At 76.9% G+C, this 25,790-nt stretch carries 21 protein-coding genes and 1 tRNA gene; 11 read left to right on the forward strand and 11 right to left on the reverse strand.

The window, feature by feature from the left end; all coding sequences use genetic code 11:
* Positions 1–101 precede the first annotated feature (101 nt).
* The gene (locus SK069_RS07740) at positions 102–419 is read left to right on the forward strand and encodes a nuclear transport factor 2 family protein (protein ID WP_319953631.1); all 318 of its coding nucleotides are present in this window, start codon (positions 102–104) and stop codon (positions 417–419) included.
* Positions 420–481: 62 nt separating this feature from the next.
* On the opposite strand, the gene SK069_RS07745 is transcribed toward SK069_RS07740, so the two are convergent.
* From SK069_RS07745 to SK069_RS07755, 3 genes are all read right to left on the reverse strand, one after another.
* Complete coding sequence (locus tag SK069_RS07745; protein WP_319953632.1) at positions 482–868, reverse strand: DoxX family protein; 387 nt, start codon at positions 866–868, stop codon at positions 482–484.
* Between the two features lie 106 nt (positions 869–974).
* A complete protein-coding gene (locus SK069_RS07750; RefSeq protein WP_319953633.1) occupies positions 975–2,888 on the reverse strand; it encodes an ArnT family glycosyltransferase in 1,914 nt (637 codons plus the stop codon).
* A gap of 102 nt (positions 2,889–2,990) precedes the next feature.
* Entirely contained in the window at positions 2,991–3,659 is a 669-nt protein-coding gene (locus tag SK069_RS07755) for a metal-dependent transcriptional regulator (protein WP_319953634.1), read from the reverse strand.
* A gap of 89 nt (positions 3,660–3,748) precedes the next feature.
* On the opposite strand from SK069_RS07755, the gene SK069_RS07760 reads away from it, so the two are divergent.
* A complete protein-coding gene (locus SK069_RS07760) occupies positions 3,749–4,969 on the forward strand; it encodes an aminopeptidase (protein ID WP_319953635.1) in 1,221 nt (406 codons plus the stop codon).
* Between the two features lie 109 nt (positions 4,970–5,078).
* Here the strand turns inward: SK069_RS07760 and SK069_RS07765 are convergent, their stop codons facing one another.
* Positions 5,079–6,626, reverse strand: coding sequence for an MFS transporter (locus SK069_RS07765; RefSeq protein WP_319953636.1), 1,548 nt, complete (start codon positions 6,624–6,626; stop codon positions 5,079–5,081).
* Between SK069_RS07765 and SK069_RS07770 the strand changes: the two genes are divergently transcribed.
* The gene (locus tag SK069_RS07770) at positions 6,625–7,722 is read left to right on the forward strand and encodes an Lrp/AsnC family transcriptional regulator (protein WP_319953637.1); all 1,098 of its coding nucleotides are present in this window, start codon (positions 6,625–6,627) and stop codon (positions 7,720–7,722) included. The genes SK069_RS07765 and SK069_RS07770 overlap by 2 nt on opposite strands.
* Positions 7,723–7,768: 46 nt before the next feature.
* On the opposite strand, the gene SK069_RS07775 is transcribed toward SK069_RS07770, so the two are convergent.
* The gene (locus SK069_RS07775) at positions 7,769–9,226 is read right to left on the reverse strand and encodes a DHA2 family efflux MFS transporter permease subunit (RefSeq protein ID WP_319953638.1); all 1,458 of its coding nucleotides are present in this window, start codon (positions 9,224–9,226) and stop codon (positions 7,769–7,771) included.
* Complete coding sequence (locus SK069_RS07780) at positions 9,223–9,840, reverse strand: NADPH-dependent FMN reductase (protein ID WP_319953639.1); 618 nt, start codon at positions 9,838–9,840, stop codon at positions 9,223–9,225. Before SK069_RS07780 ends, SK069_RS07775 begins: the two co-directional genes overlap by 4 nt.
* A 142-nt stretch (positions 9,841–9,982) precedes the next feature.
* On the opposite strand from SK069_RS07780, the gene SK069_RS07785 reads away from it, so the two are divergent.
* From SK069_RS07785 to SK069_RS07820, 8 genes are all read left to right on the forward strand, one after another.
* Positions 9,983–10,657 (forward strand): TetR/AcrR family transcriptional regulator, encoded by a 675-nt coding sequence (locus SK069_RS07785; RefSeq protein ID WP_319953640.1) that lies wholly within the window; start codon positions 9,983–9,985, stop codon positions 10,655–10,657.
* A 46-nt stretch (positions 10,658–10,703) separates the two neighbouring features.
* Positions 10,704–10,790: transfer RNA gene (locus SK069_RS07790), tRNA-Ser, on the forward strand.
* 133 nt (positions 10,791–10,923) lie between these two features.
* Complete coding sequence (locus SK069_RS07795) at positions 10,924–11,562, forward strand: TetR/AcrR family transcriptional regulator (RefSeq protein WP_319953641.1); 639 nt, start codon at positions 10,924–10,926, stop codon at positions 11,560–11,562.
* Positions 11,559–12,179 (forward strand): histidine phosphatase family protein, encoded by a 621-nt coding sequence (locus SK069_RS07800; RefSeq protein WP_319953642.1) that lies wholly within the window; start codon positions 11,559–11,561, stop codon positions 12,177–12,179. The genes SK069_RS07795 and SK069_RS07800 overlap by 4 nt, the downstream gene beginning before the upstream one ends.
* A complete protein-coding gene (locus SK069_RS07805; protein ID WP_319953643.1) occupies positions 12,176–13,384 on the forward strand; it encodes a CobD/CbiB family cobalamin biosynthesis protein in 1,209 nt (402 codons plus the stop codon). The genes SK069_RS07800 and SK069_RS07805 overlap by 4 nt, the downstream gene beginning before the upstream one ends.
* A 655-nt stretch (positions 13,385–14,039) precedes the next feature.
* Positions 14,040–15,833: a cobyric acid synthase gene (locus SK069_RS07810; protein ID WP_406628271.1), complete on the forward strand. Its 1,794-nt coding sequence runs from the start codon at positions 14,040–14,042 to the stop codon at positions 15,831–15,833.
* 571 nt (positions 15,834–16,404) lie between these two features.
* On the forward strand, positions 16,405–17,760 hold the full coding sequence (gene trkA / locus SK069_RS07815; RefSeq protein WP_319953645.1) for a Trk system potassium transporter TrkA: 1,356 nt from the start codon (positions 16,405–16,407) through the stop codon (positions 17,758–17,760).
* Positions 17,757–19,295, forward strand: a complete 1,539-nt coding sequence (locus SK069_RS07820) for a TrkH family potassium uptake protein (protein ID WP_319953646.1) — start codon at positions 17,757–17,759, stop codon at positions 19,293–19,295. Before trkA ends, SK069_RS07820 begins: the two co-directional genes overlap by 4 nt.
* On the opposite strand, the gene SK069_RS07825 is transcribed toward SK069_RS07820, so the two are convergent.
* From SK069_RS07825 to SK069_RS07845, 5 genes are all read right to left on the reverse strand, one after another.
* Positions 19,267–20,805 carry an MFS transporter gene (locus SK069_RS07825; RefSeq protein WP_319953647.1) on the reverse strand — a complete coding sequence of 513 codons (1,539 nt, stop codon included), beginning with the start codon at positions 20,803–20,805 and terminating at the stop codon, positions 19,267–19,269. The genes SK069_RS07820 and SK069_RS07825 overlap by 29 nt on opposite strands.
* Positions 20,802–21,296 carry a MarR family winged helix-turn-helix transcriptional regulator gene (locus SK069_RS07830; protein WP_319953648.1) on the reverse strand — a complete coding sequence of 165 codons (495 nt, stop codon included), beginning with the start codon at positions 21,294–21,296 and terminating at the stop codon, positions 20,802–20,804. Before SK069_RS07830 ends, SK069_RS07825 begins: the two co-directional genes overlap by 4 nt.
* 91 nt (positions 21,297–21,387) lie before the next feature.
* On the reverse strand, positions 21,388–23,013 hold the full coding sequence (locus SK069_RS07835) for an FMN-binding glutamate synthase family protein (RefSeq protein WP_319953649.1): 1,626 nt from the start codon (positions 23,011–23,013) through the stop codon (positions 21,388–21,390).
* Positions 23,014–23,245: 232 nt separating this feature from the next.
* A complete protein-coding gene (locus tag SK069_RS07840) occupies positions 23,246–24,805 on the reverse strand; it encodes an alkaline phosphatase D family protein (protein ID WP_319953650.1) in 1,560 nt (519 codons plus the stop codon).
* Positions 24,806–24,946: 141 nt separating this feature from the next.
* A complete protein-coding gene (locus SK069_RS07845) occupies positions 24,947–25,729 on the reverse strand; it encodes a S1 family peptidase (RefSeq protein ID WP_319953651.1) in 783 nt (260 codons plus the stop codon).
* Between the last annotated feature and the right edge of the window lie 61 nt (positions 25,730–25,790).

Below are 25,790 nucleotides of genomic sequence, written 5' to 3' on the forward strand. Positions count from 1 at the left end.
CCCGCTCCCGCCGCCCCCCCGCCCCCCCCCACGCCCACCGACCTCGAGCGCGAACGCGCCGATCCCCAGCACCGACCCCGGAGAGACCGAGCATCATGACCGTGCCCAACCTGCCCCAGGCCATCGCGGCGTTCATCACGAGCACGAACGCCCACGACGCCGACGCGATCCTCGCGACGTTCGCCCCCGGGGCGACCGTCGCCGACGACGGCAAGACCCATGGCACCGAGGCCGAGATCCGCGCCTGGATCGCGAGCCACCTGATCGAGCCGCGGGTCGTCATCACGCCGAAGACCTACGCGGACGGTCGCCTCGTGGCGTCCGGCGACGGCGACTTCCCGGGCGGCCCGCTCGACTTCGCGTTCGACTTCGAGACGCACGGCGACGCCATCACGAGCGTCTCGATCGCGCCCGCGTGACCGTCGCCCGGCCGGGGTGGAGCGCCTGCTCCGGCCGGGCGACGTCCCCGCTCGTCGCGGCGTCAGCGGCGCGCGTCGCCCCGACCAGCCGCGAAGGCCCAGGCGAGGAAGGCGAGCTGGAACGGCAGCCGCAGCAGCAGCGAGCGGCGACCGCCCGGGATCTGCGGGTAGCGCTCGGGGTGCAGCGCCATGTGGAGGTTCGCCGGGAAGACCCCGACGAGCGTCGCGGCCGAGAACCACGCGCCGAAGCGCCGGGTGCGCGGGTGCATCGTCGCCGCGCCGCCGACGATCTCGGCGACGCCGCTGGCGTAGACGAGCTCGCGGTGGGCCGGCAGGTAGTCGGGCATGATCGCCTCGTACGTCTTCGGCGTCACGAAGTGCAGGACCCCGGCGACGACGAAGAACGGTCCGAACGCGCGACGGACCCGGGAGCGCTTGGTGGAGGGCATCGGCGCGACCCTACCCGGGCGACGGCGGCACCACGTGGGGATCGCCCGGCACCGGAGCGGTGCCGCGTCCACCCCGGACGCGCCCGCGGCGTCGGCGGCCCCCGGGTCAGTCCAGCGGGGCGCTCGGGATCACCGGCGACGGCGCCGCGCAGCGACCGCCGGTCAGCCGGTAGACCGAGACGAGCGGTCCGGGCCGGTCGTAGGCCAGCTCGTACGTCGTCGCCTGGCGGTCGATCTGGTACTTCACCGGGGCCTCGAGCGGACCGAAGGGCCCGCGCGTGCCGCCCGGTCCCGTCGCGTCGCGGGCGAACGGGCTGATCTGGTGCACGAGCGTGCCGCGTCGCGCGAGCTCGCGGTAGAAGCGCACCGCCTGCCGAGCGAGGTACGGCGTGCGCGCCGCGCGACCCGCCTGGTAGCTCGACGTCACGACCCAGCAGTAGCCGTACTGCTGGAACCGGTCCACGAGCTCGGGGTAGAGGATCCCGACCCAGCCCGAGAAGCCGGCCTTCGTCCGCGTCTGTCGCGGGTAGCGGTCGCGGTCGCGGCGCTGAACGGCCGGGATCGAGTGGTAGATCGACCAGCGCGTGAGGCTGAACCACGCCTGGCGGCCGTCGAACGTCGGCTGCCACGCCGCCGGCGACATCGACTCGAGCACCACGCCGTCGCCGGCGGGCACGTGCTCCAGCAGCCAGTCGCGCAGCACCGTGCGGGTGTCGTCGCGCCCGACGACCGCGACGGTGTGGGCGGCGTGCACGAGCGACTGCGCGCCGAGGGCCACGGTGAGCAGGGCGGCGACGCCGAGGGCGACGGCCGGCCGGCGCTCGAGCGGCGGCCCGGACCGCGCGGGGTCGCCCGCGCCGGTCGCCGCGGTCGGGGCGTCGCCGGGGTCCACCGCCACGGCATCGCGGGAGGCCGTCCCCGGAGCGTCGCCGGCCGCGGCCCGGCCCCCGCGGACGAGGCGCGCGACCTCGGCCACGGCGAAGCCGGCGGCCAGGCACATCACCGGCACGATCGGGAGCATCCAGCGGGCGAAGAACCGGTCCTGCCCGCCCATGATGAGCAGGTAGAGCGCGACGAGCGGCAGGAGGAGCGCCGCGACGGGGCGACGCCACCAGAGCAGGAGCAGCGAGCCGACGAGGGCCGCGATCGTCGGCAGCCAGCCGACGCCCCAGGTCGCCGCCCAGGCGTAGAACGCGAAGCCGCTCGTGCGCGGCTCGCCGACGTAGGGGCCGCTCGTCGCCCACTTCTGCTGGTACTCGATCGCCCGCCACATCTCGTGCGGATCGATCAGCACGTACGGGTTGGAGACGACGAACGCGACGAGCGCCACGACCCCCATGACGACGGTCCGCCGCAGCACCGGCCCACGACCGTCGGCGCGCAGGCGCAGGGCGGCGGCCGCCAGCCCGACGAGGACGACGATGCCCGCGTTGTACTTGAAGCCCGCGGCCAGGCCGACCGCGACGCCGACCGCGAGGTAGCCCCGCCGGTCGCCGTCGCGCAGGATCCAGGCGGCGCCGAGGATCCCGACCGCGAGGAAGAGCACCGTCGGCCCGTCGCTCAGCGCCAGGCGCGAGTAGGCGACCGGCAGGAACGCGACCGCCAGGAGCGCCGCGGCCACGATGGCCGCCAGGCGCCCCAGGAGGATCCGGCCGGCCCACCAGAGGACCGGGATCGCCGCCGTGCTCATGAGCGCCGCGACGAGCCGCCCGAGGAGGTAGGCCTGCGTGGGGTGCTGGTCCAGGCCCTCCGTCGGGCTGAGGCCCTGGACGCCGAACCAGACGTGGTCCAGCAGCGAGAGCAGGACCATCATCCCGGGCGGGTTGACGAGCTCGCGGTAGTCGAGCCGCTCCTGGAAGAACCGCGCCGCGTCGGGCACGAACCGGGCGTTCTCGTCGATGTTGTAGACGAGCGGCAGGTTCTGGTCGACGTTCCAGAGCCGCAGCAGCGCGGCGACCAGGACGATCGCCCCGATCGCCCACCACTCCCAGCGCCCCACCGGCTGTCGGCCCGCCGTCACGCGGGACAGGCTACGGCCGCGCCGCCCGCCGGGTCGTCACCGGCCCTCGCCGATCCGTGCCCGACGGTCGTGACGGCCGACGCACGGGCTGGGGCCCGCGCCCTAGCTCACCCGCATCGCGGCGGCGAGCTGCGGGCCGAGCGGATGGTCCTCGTCGGCGAGGCGCACCGTCAGCGGCCCGCCGAACGGCTGGCGGTCGGTGAGCGTCAGCGTCACGCCGGGGGTGATGCCGCGCGCGGCGAGGAAGCGGAGCATCGCCGGGTCGGCGTCGGAGACCCGGACGAACCGCACCTCGTCGCCGACCTCGACGTCGGACAGCCGGCGCGTGCGCTGCTCGGTCATCTCGAGCTGCTGCGTCGGGATCGGGTCGCCGTGCGGATCGAACTGCGGGTGCCCGAGCTTCGCCGAGATCCGCTCCGCGAGGTCGTCGCTCAGCGCGTGCTCCAGCCGCTCGGCCTCGTCGTGGACGCGATCCCACGGGACGTCGAGGACCTCGACGAGGAAGAGCTCCAGCAGCCGGTGGTTGCGCAGCGTGCGCAGCGCCACCCGCCGGCCCTCCTCGGTGAGCTGGACCCCGCGGTAGGGCTCGTGGTCCAGCAGGCCGAGGTCGTGGAGGCGGCGCAGCATCGCCGACACCGCGCCGGGGGTGATGCCGAGCCGCTCCGCGAGGGCCGTCGTCGGCACCGCGCCGCCGAGGCGGGACTCCAGCGCGAAGACCGCCTTCAGGTAGTCCTCGACGGCGGTCGTGGGGGGCGTCGCCGACGGGCTCACGACGGCAAGCCTAACCCTCCCCCGGGCCGGGAACGCCGCCGGGTCGGCCGTTGCGACGCGGTCCCCGCCGTCCACTAGCGTGACCGGCGATGAGCACGACCGAGCCGACCCCCGACGCCGACCTGCTGCAGCGCCTCGCGGCGCTGGCGGTCCACGCCGGCGCGAACGTCCAGCCCGGGCAGTTCGTGTCCATCAGCGCCCAGGTCGGCGGCCACGAGCCGCTCGCGCGCGCGATCGCCGGCGCCGCCTACGCCGCCGGGGCCCGCTTCGTCGACGTCGCGTGGTTCGACCCGCTCGTGAAGCGCGAGCGCCTGCTGCACTCCGCCGACGAGGACCTCGACGTCGTCCCGCCGTGGCTCGGGGACCGGATCGAGACGCTCGGGCGCGAGCGCGCCGCGAACATCTCGCTCACGGGCCAGGTGCGACCCGGCGTCTTCGCCGACATCGACCCCGCGCGCGTCGGCCGCGACCAGCTGCCGGCGCTGAAGCAGACCGCGGAGGTCATCAATCGCCGCGAGCTGAACTGGACGGTCGTCCCAGCGCCGAGCGTCGGCTGGGCGCAGCAGGTCTTCCCCGGTCTCGACCCGGCCGAGGCCCTGCGCCGGCTCGAGGCGGACATCCGCGTCGTCTGCCGGCTCGACGAGCCCGACCCGGTCGCCGCCTGGCGGGCTCGCTCCGACGAGCTGCAGGCGAACGCCGAGCGCCTGAACGCCCGGCGGCTCGACGCGATCCGGCTCGAGGGCCCGGGGACGAGCCTCACCGTCGGCCTCCTGCCGTCCTCGCGCTTCATCGCCGCGGGGATGGACACCGTCGGCGGGATCACGCACCAGGCGAACGTCCCGACCGAGGAGGTCTTCACGACCCCCGACCCGGCGCGGGTCGACGGCGTGGTCCGGGCGACGAAGCCGCTGACCCTCGGCGGCACGACCGTCGACGGGATCGAGGTCGAGTTCCGCGGCGGCGAGGTCGTGCGGCTCGACGCGACGACCGGGGCCGACGTCATGCGGCGCTGGATCGAGCGCGACCCCGGGGCCCGGCGGCTCGGCGAGCTCGCCCTCGTCGACGGCGACGGCCGCGTCGGGCAGACCGGCACGGTCTTCCACGAGACGCTCCTCGACGAGAACGCCGCGAGCCACATCGCGCTGGGATCGGCGTACCTCATGTGCCTCGACGACGAGGCCGACCACCCGCGCGCGAACCGCTCGGCGATCCACGTCGACTTCATGGTCGGCTCGCGCGACGTCGCGGCGATCGGGATCGCCGCCGACGGCACCGAGACGCCGCTGCTCGTCCAGGGCGCCTGGCAGTAGCGCCGGCCCGCCGGCGCCCGCCCGGGGCACCGGGGGCGTCTGCGCGGTGGACGGGACGTCCCGGACCGGCGGCGGAGCGGTGCCGGGCACCGCGCCCGGCACCCGTCGCTCAGTCGGCGACCGCGACCGGCTCGCGCGCCGGCGCCGGCGCCTCGTCGGCGTGGGCCCGCGGGCGCCGGACGAGCGCCACCACGAGCGCCCCGCCGAGGACGCCGACGAGCCCGGCGACGAGCAGCGTCGTCCCGAGGCCGGAGGCGACGGCGGCGTGGATCGCGTCGTCGAGCTGCGCCCGGCCGCCGCTCGGCGCCGCGTCGAGGATCCGCTGCGTGCCGCCGCTGGCGACGCCGTGCGCGAGCGCGTCGGGCCCGGCGAGCTCGTCGCCGATCCGGCTGCTGAAGACGCTGCCGAGGATCGCGATCCCGACCGCGAGGCCCAGCTGCCGGCCGGTGTTCACCGCGCCGGCGGCCATGCCGCCCTGCTGCGGGGGCACCGACGCCATCGCCGTCGAGACGAGCAGCGGGTTGATGAGGCCGACGCCGAGGCCGATGAGGGCCATGCCCGGCAGGAGGCGCGCCCAGCTCGAGCCCGCGTCCAGGCCGGCCATCACGAGGTCGCCGAGGCCGATCAGCGCGAGCCCGCCGCCGACGACCCAGCGCGGCGACAGCCGGTGCAGGTGGCGCCCGGAGGCGCCGGCGACGACGAACGCCAGCCCGCTGAGCGGCAGCGTCACGAGGCCCGCCTCGATCGGGGACAGCCCGAGCACCGTCTGCAGCCAGATCGAGGAGTAGACGAGCGACGCGAACGCCGCCGCCGACAGCGCGACCGCCGAGAGGACCATGCCGGTGAAGGCCGGGCGCCGGAGGAGGCCGAGGTCGAGCAGCGGCTGCGGCGTGCGGCGCTCGATGACGACGAACGCGCCGAGCGCGACGGCGGCGAGCGCGAGGATCCCGAGCGTCGCCGCCGACGTCCAGCCCTCGTCGTGCACGCGGACGAGCGCGTAGGTCAGGGCGCCGGCCGCCACCGTGAAGGCCCCACCGCCGGCCCAGTCGATCCGCGGGCGCTGCGGGTTGCGCGACTCGCGGACGACCCGCCGCGCCAGGAGGATCGTGGCGATCCCGAGAGGGAGGTTCACGAAGAAGATCCAGCGCCAGGAGAGCCCGCCGGTGAGCAGCCCGCCCGCGATCGGCCCGGCGGCGGCCGCGGCGCCCGCGGTCGCGCCCCAGACGCCGAACGCGACGCCGCGGTCGCGGCCGTCGTAGGAGGCGTGCAGCAGCGCGACGGTCGTGGCGAACATCGCCGCGGCCCCGACGCCCTGCACGGCGCGGGCGGCGATCAGCGCGCCCTCGCTCGGCGCGACGCCGCAGGCGAGCGAGGCGACCGTGAAGACGGCGAGGCCGACGAGGTACGTCCGCCGTCGGCCGACGGTGTCGGAGATCGAGCCGACGAGCAGGAGCAGCGCGGCGAGCGCCAGCGCGTAGACGTCGACGACCCACTGGAGGCCGGAGAACGACGCCTCGAGGTCGATCGCCATGTCCGGGAGGGCGACGTTCACGATCGTGACGTCGACGAGGAGCATGAAGGTGCCGAGGCAGACGGCCACGAGCGGCAGCCACCGGCTGCCGGGCGGCGTCGCCTCGGGGGTGTCGGGACGGGACATGCCGATCATCGTCCGCAGCGCCCGCTCGATGGCCAAGCACCCCGCCTCGACGTGCGAGAAACTTCCATCGATGGCCGATCATGCGACGGAAACCCTCACCGTCGACCGGCTGGACCGGCAGCTCGTCCACGCGCTGCTGCACGACGGACGCGCGCCGTTCCGCACGCTCGCCGCCGCCCTCGGATGCTCCGAGCAGACGATCGCCCGCCGGTACCGGCGCCTCTGCGACGCCCGAGCCCTGCGCGTCATCGTGCTGCCGAACCCCTGGACGGCGGCCGAGCGGCTCTTCCTGCGGATCTCGACGCAGCCGGGGGCCGCCCCCGCGCTCGGGCGCGCGCTGACCCGCCGCGCGGACGTCTCGTGGGTCACGGTCGCCACCGGCGCCACCGAGGTCACCTGCGCGCTGCGCGCGAGCTCGGCGGCCGACCGCGACGCGCTCCTGCTGCAGGGCCTCCCGCGCGCGAGCCAGGTCACCGGGGTCGTGACGCTCAGCGTGCTGCAGGTCCACGACCACGGGCCCGAGACCGAGTGGCACGGACTGCCCGACCCGCTCTCCCGCGAGCAGCTGCGCCTGCTCGGTCCGGGGACGCGGCCGCACGGCCGACGGCGCAGCCAGGCGGCGCAGACCCGGTTCGAGGTCGAGGACGAGGAGCTCCTGCGGATCCTCGCCACCGACGGACGGGCGAGCTACGCGCGGCTCGCCGCCCTGACCGGGCGCTCGGAGTCCGCCACCGGCCGGCGGCTCGAGCGACTGATCGACGAGGGCTCGGCGTACCTCGACGTCGAGCTCGCCACCGCCCTCCTGGGTTTCCCGTTGACGGCGACGCTCTGGTGCACCGTCGAGCCCGCCCACCTGGAGGCGGTCGGGCGCGAGGTCGCCGCGTACCCCGAGACCGCGTTCGTCGCCGCCACGAGCGGCCGGACGAACCTCATCGTGTCGGGGCTGTTCCGCGACGGCGCCGACCTCTACGGCTTCGTGACGCGCCGCCTCGGCGAGCTCCCGGGGCTGCGCGAGATCGAGACGGTGCCGATGATGGCCGTGCTGAAGCAGCAGGGGGCGATCATGGACGGCGTCCGGCTGCCGCCGGCGGCCTGACCGGCCGGAGGTCGCGGCCGCGAGGGCCGGCGCGAGGCGGGACCCGTCAGCCGACCCGCTCGCGCCGCTCGACGAGCAGGAGCCACCACGCGGAGAGCGCCGCCAGCCCCGCGGCGACGGCGAGCCACCAGAAGGTCCGGTGGACGGCGACCTCGGTCCCGTCCGGCAGTCCCGTCGCGAGGACGATCGCGAGCAGGGCGCCGCCGACCGCGCCGCCGAGCCGCTGGAGGATGTTCACGAGCGCGGTCGCGTCGGGCAGCTGCGGCCGGTCCACCGCCTGGTAGGCGGCGGTCATCGTCGGGACGAGCGCCAGCGCGATCGCGACGCCGCGGACGACGAGCAGCAGCTGGACGAGCCACCAGGGAGCGTCGAGGTCCAGCACGCCGAAGGGGATCGTGGAGAGGAGGACCGCGACGCCGCCGACCGCGCTCACGCGGCCCGCGCCCAGCCGGTCGATCGCTCGGCCGACGAGCGGCAGCGCGATCATCGACCCCGCCCCGAGCGCGATCATCGACGCGCCGGCCTGCAGCGCGTCCTGTCCGCGTCCGAGCTGGAAGTAGAGCGGCAGCACGAGCGCGCCGCCGACCATCACGGCGCCGGCGAGGGCCGACGTCACGGCGGCCGCGGCGAACCGCGGGTGCGCGAGCAGCCGCAGGTCGAGCGCGGGCCGCGCGCGGCCCGGACCCGCTGCCGCCCGGCGGCGCAGCCACGGCGCGTACGCGGCGAACGCCACGAGCGCCGCGACGCCCGCGAGCAGCGGGACGAGGACGGCGGCCTCCCCCGGCGCGCGCCCCTCGCCCGCGGCGGTCGCCGCGAGCACCACGAGGGGGATGCCGGTCACGAGCAGCAGCAGCCCGGGCCCGTCGGCGCGCTGCGCCGGATCCGCGGCTCCGCGCGGGACGAGCCGGCGGGCGGCGAGGAGCGCGGCGACGCCGACGGGCAGGTTCAGCAGGAAGAGCCACGGCCAGGCGGCGACGTCGAGGACGAGCCCGCCGACGACGGGGCCGAGGGCCGGGCCGGCCGTCACGAAGATCCCGAGGGTCGCCATCACGCGGCCGAGCCGCTCCGGCCCGACGGCCTCGCCGAGGACCGTCTGGCCCGCGGGGATGAGCAGCCCGGCCGCGAGGCCCTGCAGGACCCGCGCGGCGACGAGGAGCTCGAGCGACGGCGCGAGCGCGCAGAGCAGCGACGCGCCGGTGAAGGCGGCCATGGCGCCGATCCACACGCGACCGGAGCCGAACCGCCGACCGGCCCAGCCGTACGCGGGCAGCGCGACGCCGAGCGCCAGGAGGTACGCGGTCGCGATCCACTGGGCGTCGGCGAGGCCCGTGCCCAGGCGGACGGCCATCGTGTCGAGCCCGACGGCGACGACCGAGGAGTCGAGGCCCGAGAGGAACGCCCCGCTCGCGATGAGGATCGCCAGGCGCCAGACCGTGCCGGGGATCGGCGCCGGCGCGGCGGGGCGGACGGCGGACGGTCGCCGCGTCGCGGCCGCGGTGCTCATGCGAGGACCCCGGCCGGCCGGCGCAGGACCCGGAGCGCGCCGCCCCACCGCTCGAGCTGGTCCAGCAGGACGCCGAGCTGCGCCTCGTGCCGTGCCGTCGGCGCCAGGACGCCGCCGGGTGCGTGCTCGACGAACGACAGCCCGACCTGCTGCTGCACGGTCGCGACGGCGAGCTCGCCGAGGATCGCGCGCAGGTGCTCGCCCGCCCGGGCCCCGCCGGCGTCCGCGCCGTAGGTCACGAGGCCCGCGGCCCGGTCGGCCCACTCGTCGCTGAGGAGGTCCAGCGCCGTCTTCAGCACGCCCGGGAGGGAGTGGTTGTACTCCGGCACGAGGAAGAGCAGCGCGTCGAGCGGCGCGACCGCGGCGGCCAGTCGGCGGGTGTGGGCGTGGATCGGCGCGCCGTGGCGGGCGGGCGCGGGCTCGTCCAGCTGGGGCAGGTCGTGGTCGGCGAGGTCGACCACCGCGACGTCGAGCGCGGGCCGGGACGCGGCCCGCGGCCGGACCCAGTCCAGGACGGCGTCGGCGCGCCGCCCGGGACGGGTGCTGCCGACCACGACCCCCAGGCGGAGGGGGTCGTGGTCGGTCGGGGCGATGGCGCCGACGTCCGGGGTCATCGGGGTCTCCTGGTGGTGGGACGGGACCGCGACCGGGACGCCGCGGGCACGAGCATCGCTCGTTACAACGATCGTTGTACCACGCCCGCACCGCGAGCACAACGACCGTTGCACTCCGTCGCCCGTCTGCGACGATCCGGCCGTGGCCGTCCCCGCCGATCCCCCGTCCGACGACGTCCCGACGACGCCCCGCGGCGGCAAGCGCCGCGACCTCGTCGTCGCCGCGCGCCGGGTCTTCGGTCGCGACGGCTACGCCCGGGCGAGCATCGACGCGATCGCCGCCGAGGCCGCCGTGTCGACGCGCACGCTCTACAACCACTTCGGCAGCAAGGAGCGGCTGTTCGCCGAGGTCCTGACGGAGAGCGCGACGGAGGTCTCCGACGGCTTCGCCGCGCTCGCGGACGAGGGCCTGGCGGCCGTCGACCGCAACGACCCCGCGGCGGTGCTCGGCGCCCTCGGCCACGCGATGCGCGGCCACCGGGGCGGCAACCCGGAGCACTTCGCGATGGTCCGCCAGATCAACGCCGAGGCCGGGCACTTCCCGGCCGACGTGATCGAGGCGTGGCAGGAGGCCGGACCGCGGCGGGTCCAGCGCCGGGTCGCCGAGGAGCTCGAGCGGCTCGCGGCCGCCGGGCGGCTCGCCCTCGAGGACCCGGCGCTCGAGGCGCTGCAGCTGACCGCGCTCGTCGGGTTGCGCCGCGAGGGCGCCGCCTACGCGGCGACGGCCGACGCACCGGAGGCGGCCCGCCGCGCGGAGGACGCCGCGATCGTGGCGGCCGGCGTGCGGACGTTCCTCCACGGCCGGGCGGCGCGCTGACCGCGCCGCGCACGCGACCGCGCGCCCGCTACCCTCGTCGGTCCCTGGAGAGGTGCCGGAGTGGTTGAACGGGCACGACTGGAAATCGTGTAACGGGGAAACTCGTTCGGGGGTTCGAATCCCCCTCTCTCCGCCTCCGACCGTCGCCCCGGTCGCCCGCGACGCCGGGCGGTCCGGGGCGCGGTCCGTTCCGGGGCGGCGCGCGCGCCGCCCCACCCGTCCGGGTGGGACAACGGGACGACCGTTGCACCTGCCATGATCGGTCCGTGCCCGGGCCGGACGTCGCCACCGAGAACCTCACCGGCGACGCGGCCGCGGAGGACCCCACGCGCGACCGGATCCTCGACGCCGCGCTCGAGCAGTTCATGGCGATCGGCATCCGCCGCGCCAGCGTCGGCGACATCGCCAAGCGCGCGGGCGTCGGGCGGATGACCGTCTACCGCCGCTTCCCGCAGCGCGACGAGCTCATCACCGCCGCCGTCATGCGGGAGGCCCGGCGCGAGCTCGAGGAGATCGGCCGCCCCCTCGGCGCCATCGAGGATCCCGACGAGCGACTCGTCGAGCTCCTGGTCCGGACGATCCGCGCCGTCGTCGCCCAGCCGCTCCTCGCCCGCCTGCGCGAGACGGAGCCGGAGGACGTCGCACTGCGGGTGACCTCCGGCAGCGAGCCGCTCGTGACCCTCGGCCGGGACTTCATGCAGACGTACCTCGAGGGCGAGATCGCCGCCGGCCGGATGCGCGAGCAGGACGCCGCCACGAGCGCCGAGCTGCTCGCGCGGATCACCTTCTCGCTCTTCGCCGCCCCGGACTCCGTGCTGCCGCTGGACGACGAGGCCGCGCTGCGCACCGTCGTGGGGGCGCACCTCGCCCCGATCGTCACCGGTCGGCCGATCACGACCGCGTGACCGTCCGGCTGCTGCTCGTCCGGCACGGCACGACGAGCGCCGTCCGCGCCGCGGCGTTCCCGACGGACGAGGGCCTCGACGACCGCGGTCGCGCCGAGCTCCTCGCCCTGGCCCCGCACCTGCCCGCGCGCGTCGACGTCCGCCGGTCGCCCGCCCGGCGCTGCGCGGAGTCCGTGGCGGTCCTCGGGCACGACGGCGCCCGGGTCGACGACGCGCTCCGCGAGGCCGGGTTCGGCGACTGGGCCGGCCGGTCGCTCGCCGACGTCCACGGCGAGGACCCCGAGGCCGCCGTCGCCTGGATGACCGACCCGGCGTTCGCGCCGCCGGGCGGGGAATCGCTCGAGGCGCTCTGCGCGCGCGTGGGCGGGTGGCTCGGCGCGCTCGCCGCCGACGAGCCGACCGATCCGGTCCTGGCGATCACCCACGGCGGGGTCGTGCGCGCGGCGATCGCGGCGGCCGTCGGCGCCCCGGCGGACGCGGCCTGGCGGATCGACGTGACCCCCGGGTCGCTCACGGAGCTGCACGCCCACGACGGCCGGTGGCGGCTGACCCGCGCGAACTGGACGCCGCCGCGCGCGGACGTGCGGACGGCGCGCGGGGGCGCCGCGACGCGATGAGGGATCCGGGACCGGCGCCCTGGCCCGCGGGGGCCGGCCTGCTCGCGGGGTGGGCGGCCGACGTCGTCCTCGGAGATCCACGCCGCGCGCATCCGGTCGCGCTGTTCGGCCAGGCGATGACCGCGCTCGAGGGACGGATCTGGCGCGACGCCCGCGGCCCCGGCGTCGCCTACGCCCTCGTCGGCGTGGCGCTCGGCGCCGGTCCGATCCTCGTGCTCGACCGGCGCTGGCGCGATGCGCCGATCCGTCGCGCCGCGCTGACGGCGAGCGTGACCTGGGCGGCGCTCGGCGGCCGCTCGCTCGCCACGGCGGGCGAGGAGCTCGGCCGCCGCGTCGCCGAGGGCGACCTCGACGGGGCCCGCGCGCTGGCGCCGACCCTCGTCGGCCGCGACCCGGCGACCCTCGACGGGGCCGGCCTCGCCCGCGCCGGCCTCGAGTCGGTCGCCGAGAACACCTCGGACGCGATCGTCGCGCCGTTCGCGTGGGGCGCCCTGCTCGGTGCGCCCGGGGTCGCGCTCCACCGGGCGCTGAACACGATGGACGCGATGGTCGGGCACCGCTCGCCGCGCTACGCGCGGTTCGGCTGGGCCTCGGCGCGCGCCGACGACCTCGCCGGCTGGCCGGCCGCCCGCGCCGGTGCCGCGTTGACCGTGCTCGCCGCGACGTGGCCGGGGACGCGAGGCGCCGGCGGGGCAGGTCCCGACGGGCGGCGAGCCGCCCCGGGGAACGCCGACGAGCAGGCCGCCCCCGGGGCGGGTCCCGACGGGCAGCGAGCAGCCCCGGGGAAGGCCGACGCGCAGGCAGCCGGCGTGTGCCCCGACGGAGGGCGAGCCGACGCCGAGCCGGCCGACGACCCGGCCGCCGGGTGGCCGCGTCCCGACGGCGGGCGAGCCGAGGCGAGCCCGAACGGCGCGTCGGCGACCGGCGGGCCGCGCTCGGCGCTGCGGGCCTGGTGGCGCGACGGCGCGGCGCATCCGAGCCCGAACGCCGGACGGGTCGAGGCCGCCTTCGCCGGGGCGCTCGGCGTCCGTCTCGGGGGCCGCAACGTCTACGGCGGGCGGGTCGAGGAGCGGCCGGTCCTGCACGGCGAGGGGCGCGCGCCCGGACCAGCGGACCTTCGGCGCGCCGCGGACCTCTCGCGACGCGTCGGCGCGCTCGCCGCCGTCGCCGCGGCGGGTGCCGCCGTCCTCCTGCGCCGTCGCTGAGCCGGATCCGGGGACCAGCGCCGGGGCGGGTCCGGGCGTCGTCGTGACTCGGGGACCGGCGCGCGCCGGGGACCCTCGGGCGCTCGTGCAAGGGCAGGACCGGCTGTTCCCCGCGTCGTCACCGACCTGGCGATCGGCGGGGGCGGCGTCCCTGCCCCGGACGGTGGGCGGGGGCGGGGCCACCGGTCCGGGACCGGACCGCCCCCCGTGTCGTCCGTCGGGGTCGCCGCGCGGCGTTCGACGAGATCGACGTCGTGCAGGTAGGCCGTGCGGTTCGTCGAGGTCACCGTCAGGCCCGGCACGAGATCGACGCCGGACGTGCGTCGCCCCGCGTGTCGCCCGTCGCGGTCGCCGCGCGGCGTTCGCCGAGGTCGACGTGGTGCACGCAGGCCGCGCGGTCCGTCGAGGTCGCTGCCCGGCCCGGCACGAGATCGACGACGACCGGCCGGCACGTTCCGCGCGACGATCGGCCGGCGCGCCCACGCCGGCGCCGACGCGGACGCGGGCGATACGCCGGACACGGCCCACGGGGCCCTGCCACGGGTCGGGAGGAGGTCCGCGATCCGGAGCGCTCGATCGTCCGGGCGGTGCCGGTCGCGCTCGCGCGGGCGTCCGCGGAGGCGCGCGCGTCGCCGGCGACGGGCCGGGTGCGACGATGCCGGACGTGCCCGCTGCGTCGTCCGACCGCTCCACCGGCGCGCTGCTCGTCGCCGGGACGACGTCGGACGCCGGGAAGTCGCTGCTGACCGCGGGCATCTGCCGCTGGCTGCACCGCGAGGGCGTCCGGGTCGCGCCGTTCAAGGCGCAGAACATGGCGCTGAACGCCGCGGTGACGCCGGACGGGCTCGAGCTCGGGCGCGCGCAGGCGGTCCAGGCGGCGGCGTGCGGGCTGGAGCCCGAGGCGCTGATGAACCCGGTGCTGCTGAAGCCGACCGGGGAGCGCACGAGCCAGGTCGTCCTGCTCGGGCGCCCCTACGGGACGGCCGGTGCGCGCGACTACCGCCGCCTGCGCGCGGAGCTGCGCGACGCGGTCCTCGACAGCCTCGCGACGCTCCGCTCCCGGTTCGACGCGGTCGTCTGCGAGGGCGCGGGCAGCCCGGCGGAGGTGAACCTCCGCGAGGGGGACTTCGTGAACATGGGCCTCGCGCGCGCCGCGGGCCTCCCGGCGATCGTCGTCGGGGACATCGATCGCGGCGGCGTCCTCGCCGCCCACTACGGGACGATCGCGCTGCTGGAGCCCGCCGACCAGGCGCACATCGCCGGGACGGTCATCAACAAGTTCCGCGGCGACCCCGGCCTCCTGGAGCCGGGCGTGCGGCGGCTCGAGGAGCTCACCGGCCGACCGGTGCTCGGCGTCGTGCCGTGGGCGGACGGTCTCGAGCTCGACGCCGAGGACGGCCTGGCGCTGCGGAGCTTCGACCGCGGCGCGAGCACGGCCGACCCGCTCCGGGTCGCCGTCGTCGGGCTGCGGCGGATCTCGAACTTCACCGACCTCGACGCGCTCGCGATCGAGCCGGACGTCGACCTGCGGCTCACTCGCGACCCCGACGCGATCCGGGACGCCGACCTCGTCGTCCTGCCCGGCAGCAAGGCGACCGTCGACGACCTCGCCGACCTGCGCGCCGCGGGGCTGGACCGCGCGCTCGCCGAGCGCGTCGCCGCGGGCCGACCGGTGCTCGGCGTCTGCGGCGGCTACCAGATGCTCGGCGCCGCGATCGAGGACGCGGGCGTCGAGACCGGGACGGGCACCGTTCCCGGGCTCGGGCTGCTGCCGGTCCGCACGACGATGCACGCCGAGAAGATCACCCGCCGCCGGACCGGGGCGCTCGCGCTCGACGACGCGGGCGGGCTCACCGGCGCTCGCGCGGGCGCGGCGGCCGCCGCGCGGGGCGACGCCGGTCTCGCGGGCACGGCCCCCACGACGCAGGACGGCGCCGGTCTCGCCGGCGCGGCCCCGCCGCGGGAGCCCGGCGACGGCGCACCGGGACCGACCGCGCCCCGGGGGATGCGGAACGGCGCCGGAGCGGTTCCGGCCGGTGGGTACGAGATCCGCCACGGGCGCGTCGTCCGGCACGGCGGCGCGCCGCTCGTCGTCGGGGACCCCGTGGCCCTCGCCGCGGAGGAGGCGCCGGGGGACGTCCGCGACGAGGGGTGCGTGGTCGGCGTCGTCGCGGGCACCTCGTGGCACGGCCTGCTCGAGCACGACGAGGCCCGGCACGCGCTCCTGCGCTGGGCCGCGGCGCACCGGGGACGGCCGTTCGCGCCCGGCACGGCGCGGTTCGCCGACGTCCGCGAGCGGCGCCTGGACCAGCTCGGCGACCTCGTCGCCGAGCACCTCGACACCGCCGCGCTCCGCCGCCTGCTCGACGAGGGCGTCCCGCCGGGGCTGCCGACGCTCGCCTGCGGCCCGCTGACGCAGGGCCGCTCCCCGGAGGGCGTGGGGTCGTGACGGTCACGCGGAGTCGTGGCGGTCACGCGGAGTCGTGGCGGTCACGCGGAGTCGTGGCGGTCACGCGCCGGCGCGCGAGGAGGCCGGCCGCCCCGCCTGCGAGGCGTCCCGGGCCGTCGCGGAGAGCGGACCGCGGAAACGGCCTCGGCGTCTGGATCCTGCCTCGCCATGGGGTCGTTCGGGCGGCCCGGCGCGGCGAACCTCCCCCGCGCAGACGACGGTGCGGGCACGGAGGAGGTTCCGCACCCCACGACGCGTGCGCGAACCCCGGCACAGCCCCGGCGATCCACGCGCGCCCGACGCCGCACAGGCACACCCCGAGCGGGGACACGCAGTCGCGCAGCCCCGGTCCATGCGAGGCAGGACCCCGCGAGGGGCGGGACGACCACCTCCACGCGAGCGAGCGCCGATCGAAGGACGGGCCGACCGGTTCCACGCGAGGAAGGACCGCGCGACGCGCTGCCGCTCGCGACGGCCGCGGCGACCCCAGGAGGCGGCGTCCTCCGCACGAGGGCCCGCAGATGCCCCGGATCGACGCAGCCGTCCTCCCGATCGGGGATGGTTCCCGTCGATGCGCGCGCTGATCGTCGGGGCCGGGGAGGTCGGCTGGTACCTCGCCGGGCGCCTCGCCCGGGAGGAGCACGAGGTCGTCGTGCTCGATCGCGATCCCGATCTGCTCCTGCGCCGCTCGCGTGCGGGGCTCGACGTGCGCGTCGAGAAGGCCGACGCCACGAGTCCGCGCGGGCTGCGGGAGCACCTCGCCGGCGGCGTCGACCTGTTCGTGGCCGTGACGGCCAGCGACGCGTCGAACCTCCTCGCCTGCCTCCTCGCCCGCGAGCACCACCCCGCCGACCAGCCCCCGCCCCGGACGATGGCCCGCGTGCGGGACGCCGGCTACTACGCGCCGAACGCCGAGACCGCCGAGGGGACCCTCGGCATCGACCTGCTCGTCTCGCCGGAGCTCGCCGCCGTCGGCGACCTCTTCTCGACGCTGCGGGTCCGGGGGGCCGTCCGCGTGGAGAGCTTCGCCGGCGGCAAGCTCTCGCTCGCGGAGTGCCTCGTGACCGAGGGCTCGCCCGCGGCCCATCGCTCGCTCCCCACCCGCCCGCACGCGACCCGCTCGAAGGTCGCCGCGCTGCTGCGCGACGGCCGCGTCCACCTGGCGACGAAGGACACCACGCCGCTGCCCGGCGACCACCTCGTGCTCTGCGCGCCGCGCGACCAGCTCAAGGCCGCGTGCCGGGAGATCGACCCGACCGCGGGGCCGATCAACCGGGTGGCGATCTTCGGCGCCGGGCAGATCGGCGTGCCGCTCGCCGCGCGCCTCGCCGCCGCCGGGCGCGAGGTGATCGTGCTCGAGCCCGACGAGCACCGCGCGCGCGACGCCGCCGAGACGCTGAGCCACCGCTCGATCGAGGTCGTCTGGGAGGAGGGCGCCTCCGAGGCGTCGATGCGCGAGGCCGGCGTGGACACCTGCGACGCGTTCGTCTCGTGCGCCAGCGACGACCGCACGACGCTCCTCGCCTGCACCCACGCCGACCGCCTGGAGCTCGGGCTCGTGCTGGCGGTCCTCTCGCGCGAGGAGTTCGCACCGCTGGCCGAGGCGCTCGGCGTCGACGGCACGGTCGCCCCGCGCCTGGCCGCCGCCGAGCGGATCCTGCAGACCTCGCGCGGCGGCGGTGCCCGCAAGAGCACGCTGCTGGCCGACGGGCTCGAGGCGATCGAGTACACGATCGCCGCCGACAACCCGCTCGCCGGCCGCCCGATCGTCGGGGCCTTCCCGCGCGAGACGCTCCTCACGGCCATCGTCCGCGACGGCGAGGTGAAGCTCCCGCGGGAGCTCGAGCGGCTGCAGGTCGGCGACGAGGCGCTCGTGCTGGCCGTCGGCCAGGGCGCGACGCGACTCGGAACGGCGCTCGGCGCGTGAGCAAGGGCCGCGACGCCGACGAGGTGGCGCGGGCGCGCACGACGCGCCGGCGCCGGACCGGCCGGCAGCGGCGCCGCAGCGCGCCGATCGGCTCGCGCTTCGGTCCGCTGACCCGTCGCGCGCTCACCGCCGGCATGGTCGCGATGACCGCGGCCGGCGCGATCTGCACCGCCACCGCGGTCGTCGGCGACGGCGAGGCGGTCGGCGCCTTCGCGATCACCACCGGCGTGGCGCTGCTGGCCGCGCTCCTCCTGCGCCGCACCTGGGCCAAGCGGGCGATGCCGACCCCGACGGGTCGGGACGGGCTGATGGCCGCCGGCCTGACCTGGGTCGTCACGAGCCTCTTCGCCGCCGTCCCGCTGCTGCTCTCCGACGCCACGCCCCGGCTGGCCCAGGCGATCTTCGAGGGCACGAGCGGCATCACCACGACCGGCGCCACGGCGATCGCCGACGTCGACGGACAGGCGCACGCCGTCCTGCTCTGGCGCTCGCTCACGCACTGGATCGGCGGGATCGGCATCGTCGTCCTGCTCGTGGCGATCGCCCCGGCGGCGGGCGGCGCCGCGCGTCGCGTCCTGCTCGGCGAGACGAGCCGCGCGACCGAGGAGACCGTGGCGCCGCAGATGCGCGAGACCGCGCGGATCACCGCGCAGCTCTACCTGGCGGCGACGAGCATCGCCCTGCTCGTCCTGCTCGCCGTCGGGCTGACGCCGTGGGAGGCCGTGAACCACGCGATGTCGATCGTGTCCTCCGGCGGGTTCTCGACCCGCACGGCGTCGGCGGGCGGGTTCGACTCGCCGCCGGTCGAGGTCGCGATGCTCGTCCTGATGATCGCCGCCGGCGTCTCCTACGTCGTCTGGTGGCGCCTCGTGCTGCGCCGCGGCCTGGGTCAGCACGCCGCCGAGCTGCGCGCCTACCTGCTGTTCCTCGTCGCGATGGGCGTCCTGCTGACCGTCGCGGCCACCGGCAAGGACGCCCCGCACTCCGTCCTGGCGGGGCTCTTCACCTCCGCGTCGCTCGTGACCGGGACCGGGTTCACGACCCAGGACCCGGACACCTGGGGCGAGGAGGCCCGGCTGATCGTGCTCATCGCGATGGTCTCCGGCGGGATGGTCGGCTCGACGACCGGCGGCTTCAAGGTGCGGCGGTGGATGACGCTGTTCGGGGGCGTCCGGGCGGAGATCCAGCGGCAGATCGCACCGCAGCGGATCGTCGTCGTGCGGATCGGCGGCAAGCCGGTGAACGAGGACACCGTGCGCGCCGCCTACGGCTTCATGGCCGTCGCCTTCATCGCCCTCGTCGGCGGCGCCGCCCTGCTGGCGGCCAACGGCTTCGACCTGCTCTCGGCGTTCTCGGGCGCCGCGGCCTGCCTCTTCAACGTCGGGCCGGCGCTCGGCGAGCTCGGCGGGGTGGAGTCCTACGCCGAGGTCCCCGACTCCGGCCTGCTCGGGCTGAGCTTCCTCATGCTCCTCGGCCGCCTCGAGCTCTTCACGGTCCTCGCGCTGTTCACGCGCGGTCTCTGGCGCGCCCGCTGAGGGCCGCTGCGGCGGTCCGCCGACGGCCGGCCCGCCGCTCGCGGCCGCCGGTCTCGGCCGGGTCCTCGCAGGCGCGCGGCCGTCGCGGCCCGCGCATCGCCGCCGCCGCGACCGGCAGCTCGCCCGTGACGCCGGGCGTCCGGCCCACGCGGGGCAGCGCGCCCGTGACGGCCGGCCGGGTCGCGGCGCCGGCGACCGGCAGCGGCGCCCGACGATCGACGACCACCGGCAGCTCGCCGGTCACCGCCGCATCGGCCGGCTCGGCCGCGACCGTGGTGGGGGCGACGCCCGCCCGACCGGTCGCGATGCCGGCGCGTCGGTAGGCGACCCAGGCTCCGGCGGCCGCGACGAGCGCCGCGGCGCCGCCGAGCGCCATGCCGGCCCGCGGCCCGACCGCGCCGGAGAGCCAGCCGACGAGGGGCGCGCCGATCGGGGTCGAGCCGAGGAACACGAGCGAGTAGAGCCCCATCACCCGCCCGCGCATCTCCGGCGCCACGTCGAGCTGCAGCGTCGAGTTCACGCCGGCGGAGAACGTCACCGACGCGACGCCGAGCAGGACGAGCGGCACGAGCTGCAGCGGCAGGCTCGGCGCCCCGGCGGCGAGCAGCTGGAAGACGCCGAAGAGGGCCGCGGCGACGACGAGCAGCCGCGGGCTGACCGTCGCGCGCGAGCCGGCCGCGAGCGCGCCGGCGATCGAGCCGAGGGCCATCGTCATCGTCAGGAGCGTGAACGTCGTCGCGGTGCCCTGCCACGTGTCGTGGGCCAGGAGCGGCAGGACGACCTGGAAGTTGAAGGACAGCAGCCCGACGAGCGCCATCATCCCCAGCGGGATGCGCAGGGCCGGGGTGCGCGCGACGTAGCGCACGCCCTCGCGCAGCGCGCCGGGGCGGCGCGCCGCCCGCGGCGCCCGGTGCAGCTCGTCGGGGTCGATCCGCCACAGGGCGACGAGCATCGCGACGAACGTCAGCGCGTCGAGCACGAAGCACCAGGCGATCCCGACGAGCGCGATCGTCGCGCCGGCGATGGCCGGGCCGACGATCCGCGCCGCCTGGATCACGACGCTGTTCAGCGCCACCGCGTTGACGACCCGCTCCGGGCCGACGAGCTCGATCGGCAGCGACTGGCGCGCCGGGTTGTCGATCGCCATCGCCGCGCCCCGCACGAGCACCATCGCGTAGACGAGCAGCGGCGTCACGACGCCGAGCGCCGTCGTCGCCGCCAGCACGATCGCCGGCGCCGCCAGGGCCGCCTGGGTGCCGAGGAGCAGCCGCCGCTTGTCCACGCGGTCGGCCAGCAGCCCACCCCACGCCCCGAGGAGCATGAGCGGCAGGAACTGCAGGGCGACGGTCAGACCGACGGCGAGGCCGTCGCCGGTGAGCTGGACCATGAGCCACATCGTGGCGACGTTCTGGATCCAGTTGCCGGAGACGGAGACGACCTGGCCGCCGAAGTACCGGCGGTAGTTCGGGACCTCGAGGGCGGCGAAGGTGCGGTGCAGGGCGGCGGTCACGTGGTGGCGGGCTCCTCGGCGGGGGACGGGGCGGACGCCGGCGCGGGCGCGGCGTCCTCGAGCAGGCGATCCAGGAGCCCGGCGGCGCGCTCGAGCAGCTCGCGGTCCTCGGGGCTCAGCGCGGCGACCCGCTCGGCGAGGAACGCGGCCTTCCGCGAGCGGGCCTCCTCCAGCCGCGCCCGCCCCGCCGGGGTGATCGTCACCCGGCAGGACCGGCGATCGTCCGGGTCGGGCGCGCGCCGGACGAGGCCCTCGTCCTCGAGCTTCGCGACGATCCGCGTCGCCGACGGGCGGCGGATCCGCTCGCGGTCGGCGAGCGCGCTGGGGGTCAGCGGCCCGTGGTGCTCGACGGTCGCCAGCGCGGCGGTGAGGGTGGGGCCGAGCCCGGAGCCCGCCTCCTGCCGCAGCCGGCGCGCGAGCCGGGCGACCGTCAGGCGCAGGTGCCCGGCGAGGCGCTCGGGCGCGGCGGTATCGGAGGATATGGTTCGCACTGGTAATTACCTTAGCAAACCTTCTGCCGCCCGCGCGTGCGGTGCGACACGCCCGCCGGCGCACGGGGGCCTCCGCTGCTTCCCGCCCGCGTCAGCGGCCCTCGCGCGCCTCGAGCAGGTCGCGGTCGACGTCGAACCGCTCCGGGTCGGCGGCCTCCCACCAGGTCGCCCACGGGCCCGGCGGCTCGGTCAGCAGCTCGCCGTCGCGCAGCCAGTGGAAGAGCTCGCCGTACTGCTGCGAGTGGGCCGCGTCGATCCGGCGGCGCAGCTGGGAGCGGCGCAGCTGCGACGGCTCGGCGCACCCCATCGCGGCGGAGATCCGCAGGGCGCTGCGCACCGTCGCGTCCTGGAACCGCGCGACCCGCGGCGCCTTGTCGGACGGCACGAGCGAGCGCGACCGCTTGGGATCCTGCGTCGCGACCCCGGACGGGCAGGTGTTCGCGTGGCAGCGGACGGCCTGGATGCAGCCGACGGCGAACATCATCGCCCGCGCGCTGTTCGTGAAGTCCGCGCCCTGCACGATCCGCTTGACGATGTCGGCGCCCGTCGCGATCTTGCCGCTGGCCCCGACGCGGACGCGGTCGCGCAGGCCGCAGCCGACGAGCGCGTTGTGGACGAACAGCAGGCCCTCGGTCAGCGGCAGGCCGACGTGGTCCTCGAACTCCAGCGGCGCGGCGCCCGTGCCGCCCTCGGCGCCGTCGACGATGACGAAGTCGGGCGCGGTGCCCTCGTCGAGCATCGCCTTGCAGACCGCGAGGAACTGCACGCGCGACCCGACGCAGAGCTTGAAGCCGACGGGCTTGCCGCCGCTGAGCTCGCGCATCCGCACGAGGAACCGGACGAGCTCCCGCGGGGTCGCGTAGACCCGGTGCCCGGGCGGCGAGACGCACGTGACGCCCGCCGGCACCTCGCGCGCGGCGGCGATCTCGGCGGTGACCTTCGGCCCCGGCAGGACGCCGCCGATCCCGGGCTTGGCGCCCTGCGAGATCTTCAGCGAGACCATCTTCACCTGGTCGTCGGCCGCCTGCTCGGCGAACCGCTCCGGGTCGAAGTCGCCGTCGGGCGTGCGGCAGCCGAAGTACCCGGTGCCGACCTCCCAGACGAGATCGCCGCCGGGCTCGCGGTGGTACCGCGAGATCCCGCCCTCGCCCGTGTCGTGGGCGAACCCGCCGAGCCGCGCGCCCTCGTTCAGCGCCCGGATCGCGTTGCCCGACAGCGCGCCGAAGCTCATCGCCGAGACGTTCAGCAGCGCCATGTCGTAGGGCCGCGCGCAGTCGGGACCGCCGATCCGGACCCGCGGCGGCGGATCGCCGGGGCCCGGGGGCGCGACGGGCGCCATCGAGTGCACGAGGTACTCCCGCTCGACGCCCTCGAGGTCGAGCTCGGTCCCGAACGGCGACTCGGCCTCGTCGCCCTTGGCCCGCTCGTAGACGATCGAGCGGGTGTCGCGGTCGAACGGCCGCCCCGCGGTGTCGGACTCCACGAAGTACTGCTGGATCTCGGGTCGCAGGTCCTCGGCGACCCACCGCAGGTGGCCGGTCAGCGGGTAGGTCCGCAGCACGGAGTGGCGCCGCTGCAGCAGGTCCCACGCCGCGAGCGCGGTGAGGGCGAGGAGCGGCGCGGCGGCCCACCACCACCCCGCGCCCGACGCGAGCGCCAGCGCGGTCGTGACGAGGGCGAGCAGGGCGACGAGGGCGGCGGGCAGGAAGCGGAGCACGGTGCGGGAGGCCTCCGGTCGGGGGAAGGTCCGAGGAGAGCTTCCCCGGTCCGGGCCCCGACCCCGGCCATCCCGGCGCGTCGCCGCGCCCGATCGACGCGCCGCGACGCGACGCCCGGCCGTCGAGCGGCGCGCCGTCCGGCGGTGGCCGCCCGGTGCCGGGACGCCGCGCCGATCGCCACGGTGATCTGCGCGCGGCTCCGGGGGCCGCCGTCCGTGCGCCGGGCGCGCCTCAGTCGGGCCGGAGCTCCGGCCGGCCGTCGGGCACCGTGAACCGCGCGGCCACGCCGATCGGGGCATCGGGCCGCGAGACGTACGGCAGGTGGCGGAACTCCGCCGTCGCCTGCGCCCGGGTGAGCTCGACGTGGACGTAGCCGCGCCGGCTCTGCTGGAACTTCACCTGCGGGTTGTCGGGCAGCACCGGGCTCGGCGCGTCGGTCGTGCCGTCGCCGCCGGAGGTGATCGAGGTGCCGATGAGCTCGACGGCGACCGGGGTCGACGCGGGATCGCGGACGTCGCGGTTGACCTGGCAGGCCCACGAGGCGTGGACGTCGCCCGTGACGACGAGCGGGTTGCGCACGCGTCGGTCCGTCAGGCCCTGCAGGAAGCGGTCCCGCGCGACCGGGTAGCCGGCCCAGCCGTCCATGTAGAGCTTCTGCCCGGGACCGGCCTGCTGGTCGATCGCCGTCAGCGGGATCTGGTTGCCGATGACGTTCCAGCGCGCGCCGGACCGCTCGAGCGCCCCGAGGACGCGGCGCTCCTGGTCGGCGCCGAGGAACGTCCGGCCCGGGTCGTCCCAGCCGGCGCACGGCTCCTTGTTGCCGTCGCCGCACGCCTGGTCGGCGCGGTACTGGCGGGTGTCGAGCATCGTGAACTGCGCGAGGTCGCCGTAGGGCAGCGTCCGGTCCAGGAGCAGGTTCGGTCCCCGGTTGCGGCTGCGCCGGCGCAGCGGCATGTGCTCGTAGTAGGCGCGGTAGGCCGCGGCCCGCCGCGTCGCGAAGGCGTCCTCGGGATCGTCGTCCTGGCTGACGAGGCCGGCGTAGTTGTTGTCGACCTCGTGGTCGTCCCAGATGACGACGAACGGGTGCGCGGCGTGCGCGGCCCGCAGGTCCGGGTCCGAGCGGTACTGCGCGAGGCGACGCCGGTAGTCGAAGAGCGAGGTGATCTCGCGCCCGACGTGCTGGCGGGGCTGGGTCGGGGCGCCCGGGCCGCCCTCGTAGATGTAGTCGCCGAGGTGCAGCACGAGGTCGAGGTCCTGGCGGGCCACGTCCTTCCAGGCGGTGTAGTAGCCGGCCTCGAGGTGCTGGCAGCTGGCGAACGCGAAGCGCAGCGCGTCGGGCGAGGCGCCGAACGCCGGCGCGGTGCGGGTGCGGCCGACCGGGCTGATGTCGAGGCTCGCCGCGGTGCCGACCGCGAAGCGGTACCAGTACTCGCGCTGCGGCCGCAGGCCGTCGAGCTCGACGTGGACGCTGTGGGCGGCCTGGCGGTCGGCGACGGTCGCCCCGGTCCGCACGACCTTGCGGAAGGCCTCGTCCTCGGCGACCTCCCAGCGGACGCGGACGCGGTCGGGGCCGATCCGCTCGACGCCGAGCGCGTCGGTGGCCAGCCGGGTCCACAGCACGACGCCGTCCGGCGACGGATCGCCGGACGCGACGCCGAGCGCCCACGGCGTCGACGGGAGCGCGACGCGCGTGCGGGCGAAGGCCTGGGAGAGCGGGAAGCCGGTCGCGGCGGCGGCACCGGCGCCGGCGAGGCCGGAGCGCAGCAGGGATCGACGGGTCAGGGTCGACACGGTGGACCTCCTCATCGGGGGATCGCGGGCGGGTCGACGGCCGGGAGGACCGCGTGGGGGGCGACCCGCCCCGGGGGAACGGGCCGATCGAACCACCGGCGGGCGGGTCGCGTGTGACCGCCCGGTGATCGTCGTCCGGGTCTACGGGGCGGGCAGCGGGCCGCGGAGGAACGCGAGGAACGGCGCGACCCGGACGAACACCTCGGGGTCCCCGCGGTCGGTGCCGCACGCCAGCCCCCACGAGTCGACGCCGACGATGCGCCATCCGCCGCGGTCGCGTCGCAGCAGCGGCGCGCCGCTGTCCCCGAAGCAGCCCGAGGCGAACGGCGGACCGGTCCGGCCCCGCGTGCAGAGCATGTGCGCCCGCAGCTGGGAGCCCTGCTCGGCGTCGCGGCGGCGCAGCGCGCGGCGGCAGGTGGTGTTCGACAGGGACACGACGTCGGCGGCGCGCAACGTGCCGAAGATCGGGCGCGACGGAGCGGTCGTGCCGTAGCCGGCCAGGCGCAGCCGCTCGCCCTGGCGGACGACCCGCTCGTCGAGCTCGAGGGGCGCGACGCCGACCACCGGCCGGTCGAGCTGGGCGAGGGCGAGGTCGTTCAGCGGCTCGGCGGGGACGCGCCCGGCCTGGTAGCGGTAGCCGGGCGCGGTGACGATCCGCGTGACGACGTACCGGGCGCCGCCCGCGGCCCGGCCGGCGAACCGCACGCCGAACCCCGCCCGCAGCTGGTCGGCGCAGTGGCCGGCGGTGAGGACGCGATCCGGCGCGATGAGCGCCCCGGAGCACGTGCCGTCGAGCGCCACGACCTGCGGGTAGGCCTCGGGCGCCACGCGCCGCCCGTCGATCACCGCGCCCGCGGGCGCCGCAGCGACCAGCGCGAGCAGGAGCGTGAGGGCGGCGCCGGTCGCCGTGCGACCGGGCCGCATGGCGCGAGGGTAGCGGTCGGCGACCGACGCTCGCCCCGGTCCCGGCGCGGGCACCGGACGA

This window comes from Patulibacter brassicae (assembly GCF_033949425.1).
Lineage (GTDB): Bacteria > Actinomycetota > Thermoleophilia > Solirubrobacterales > Solirubrobacteraceae > Patulibacter > Patulibacter brassicae.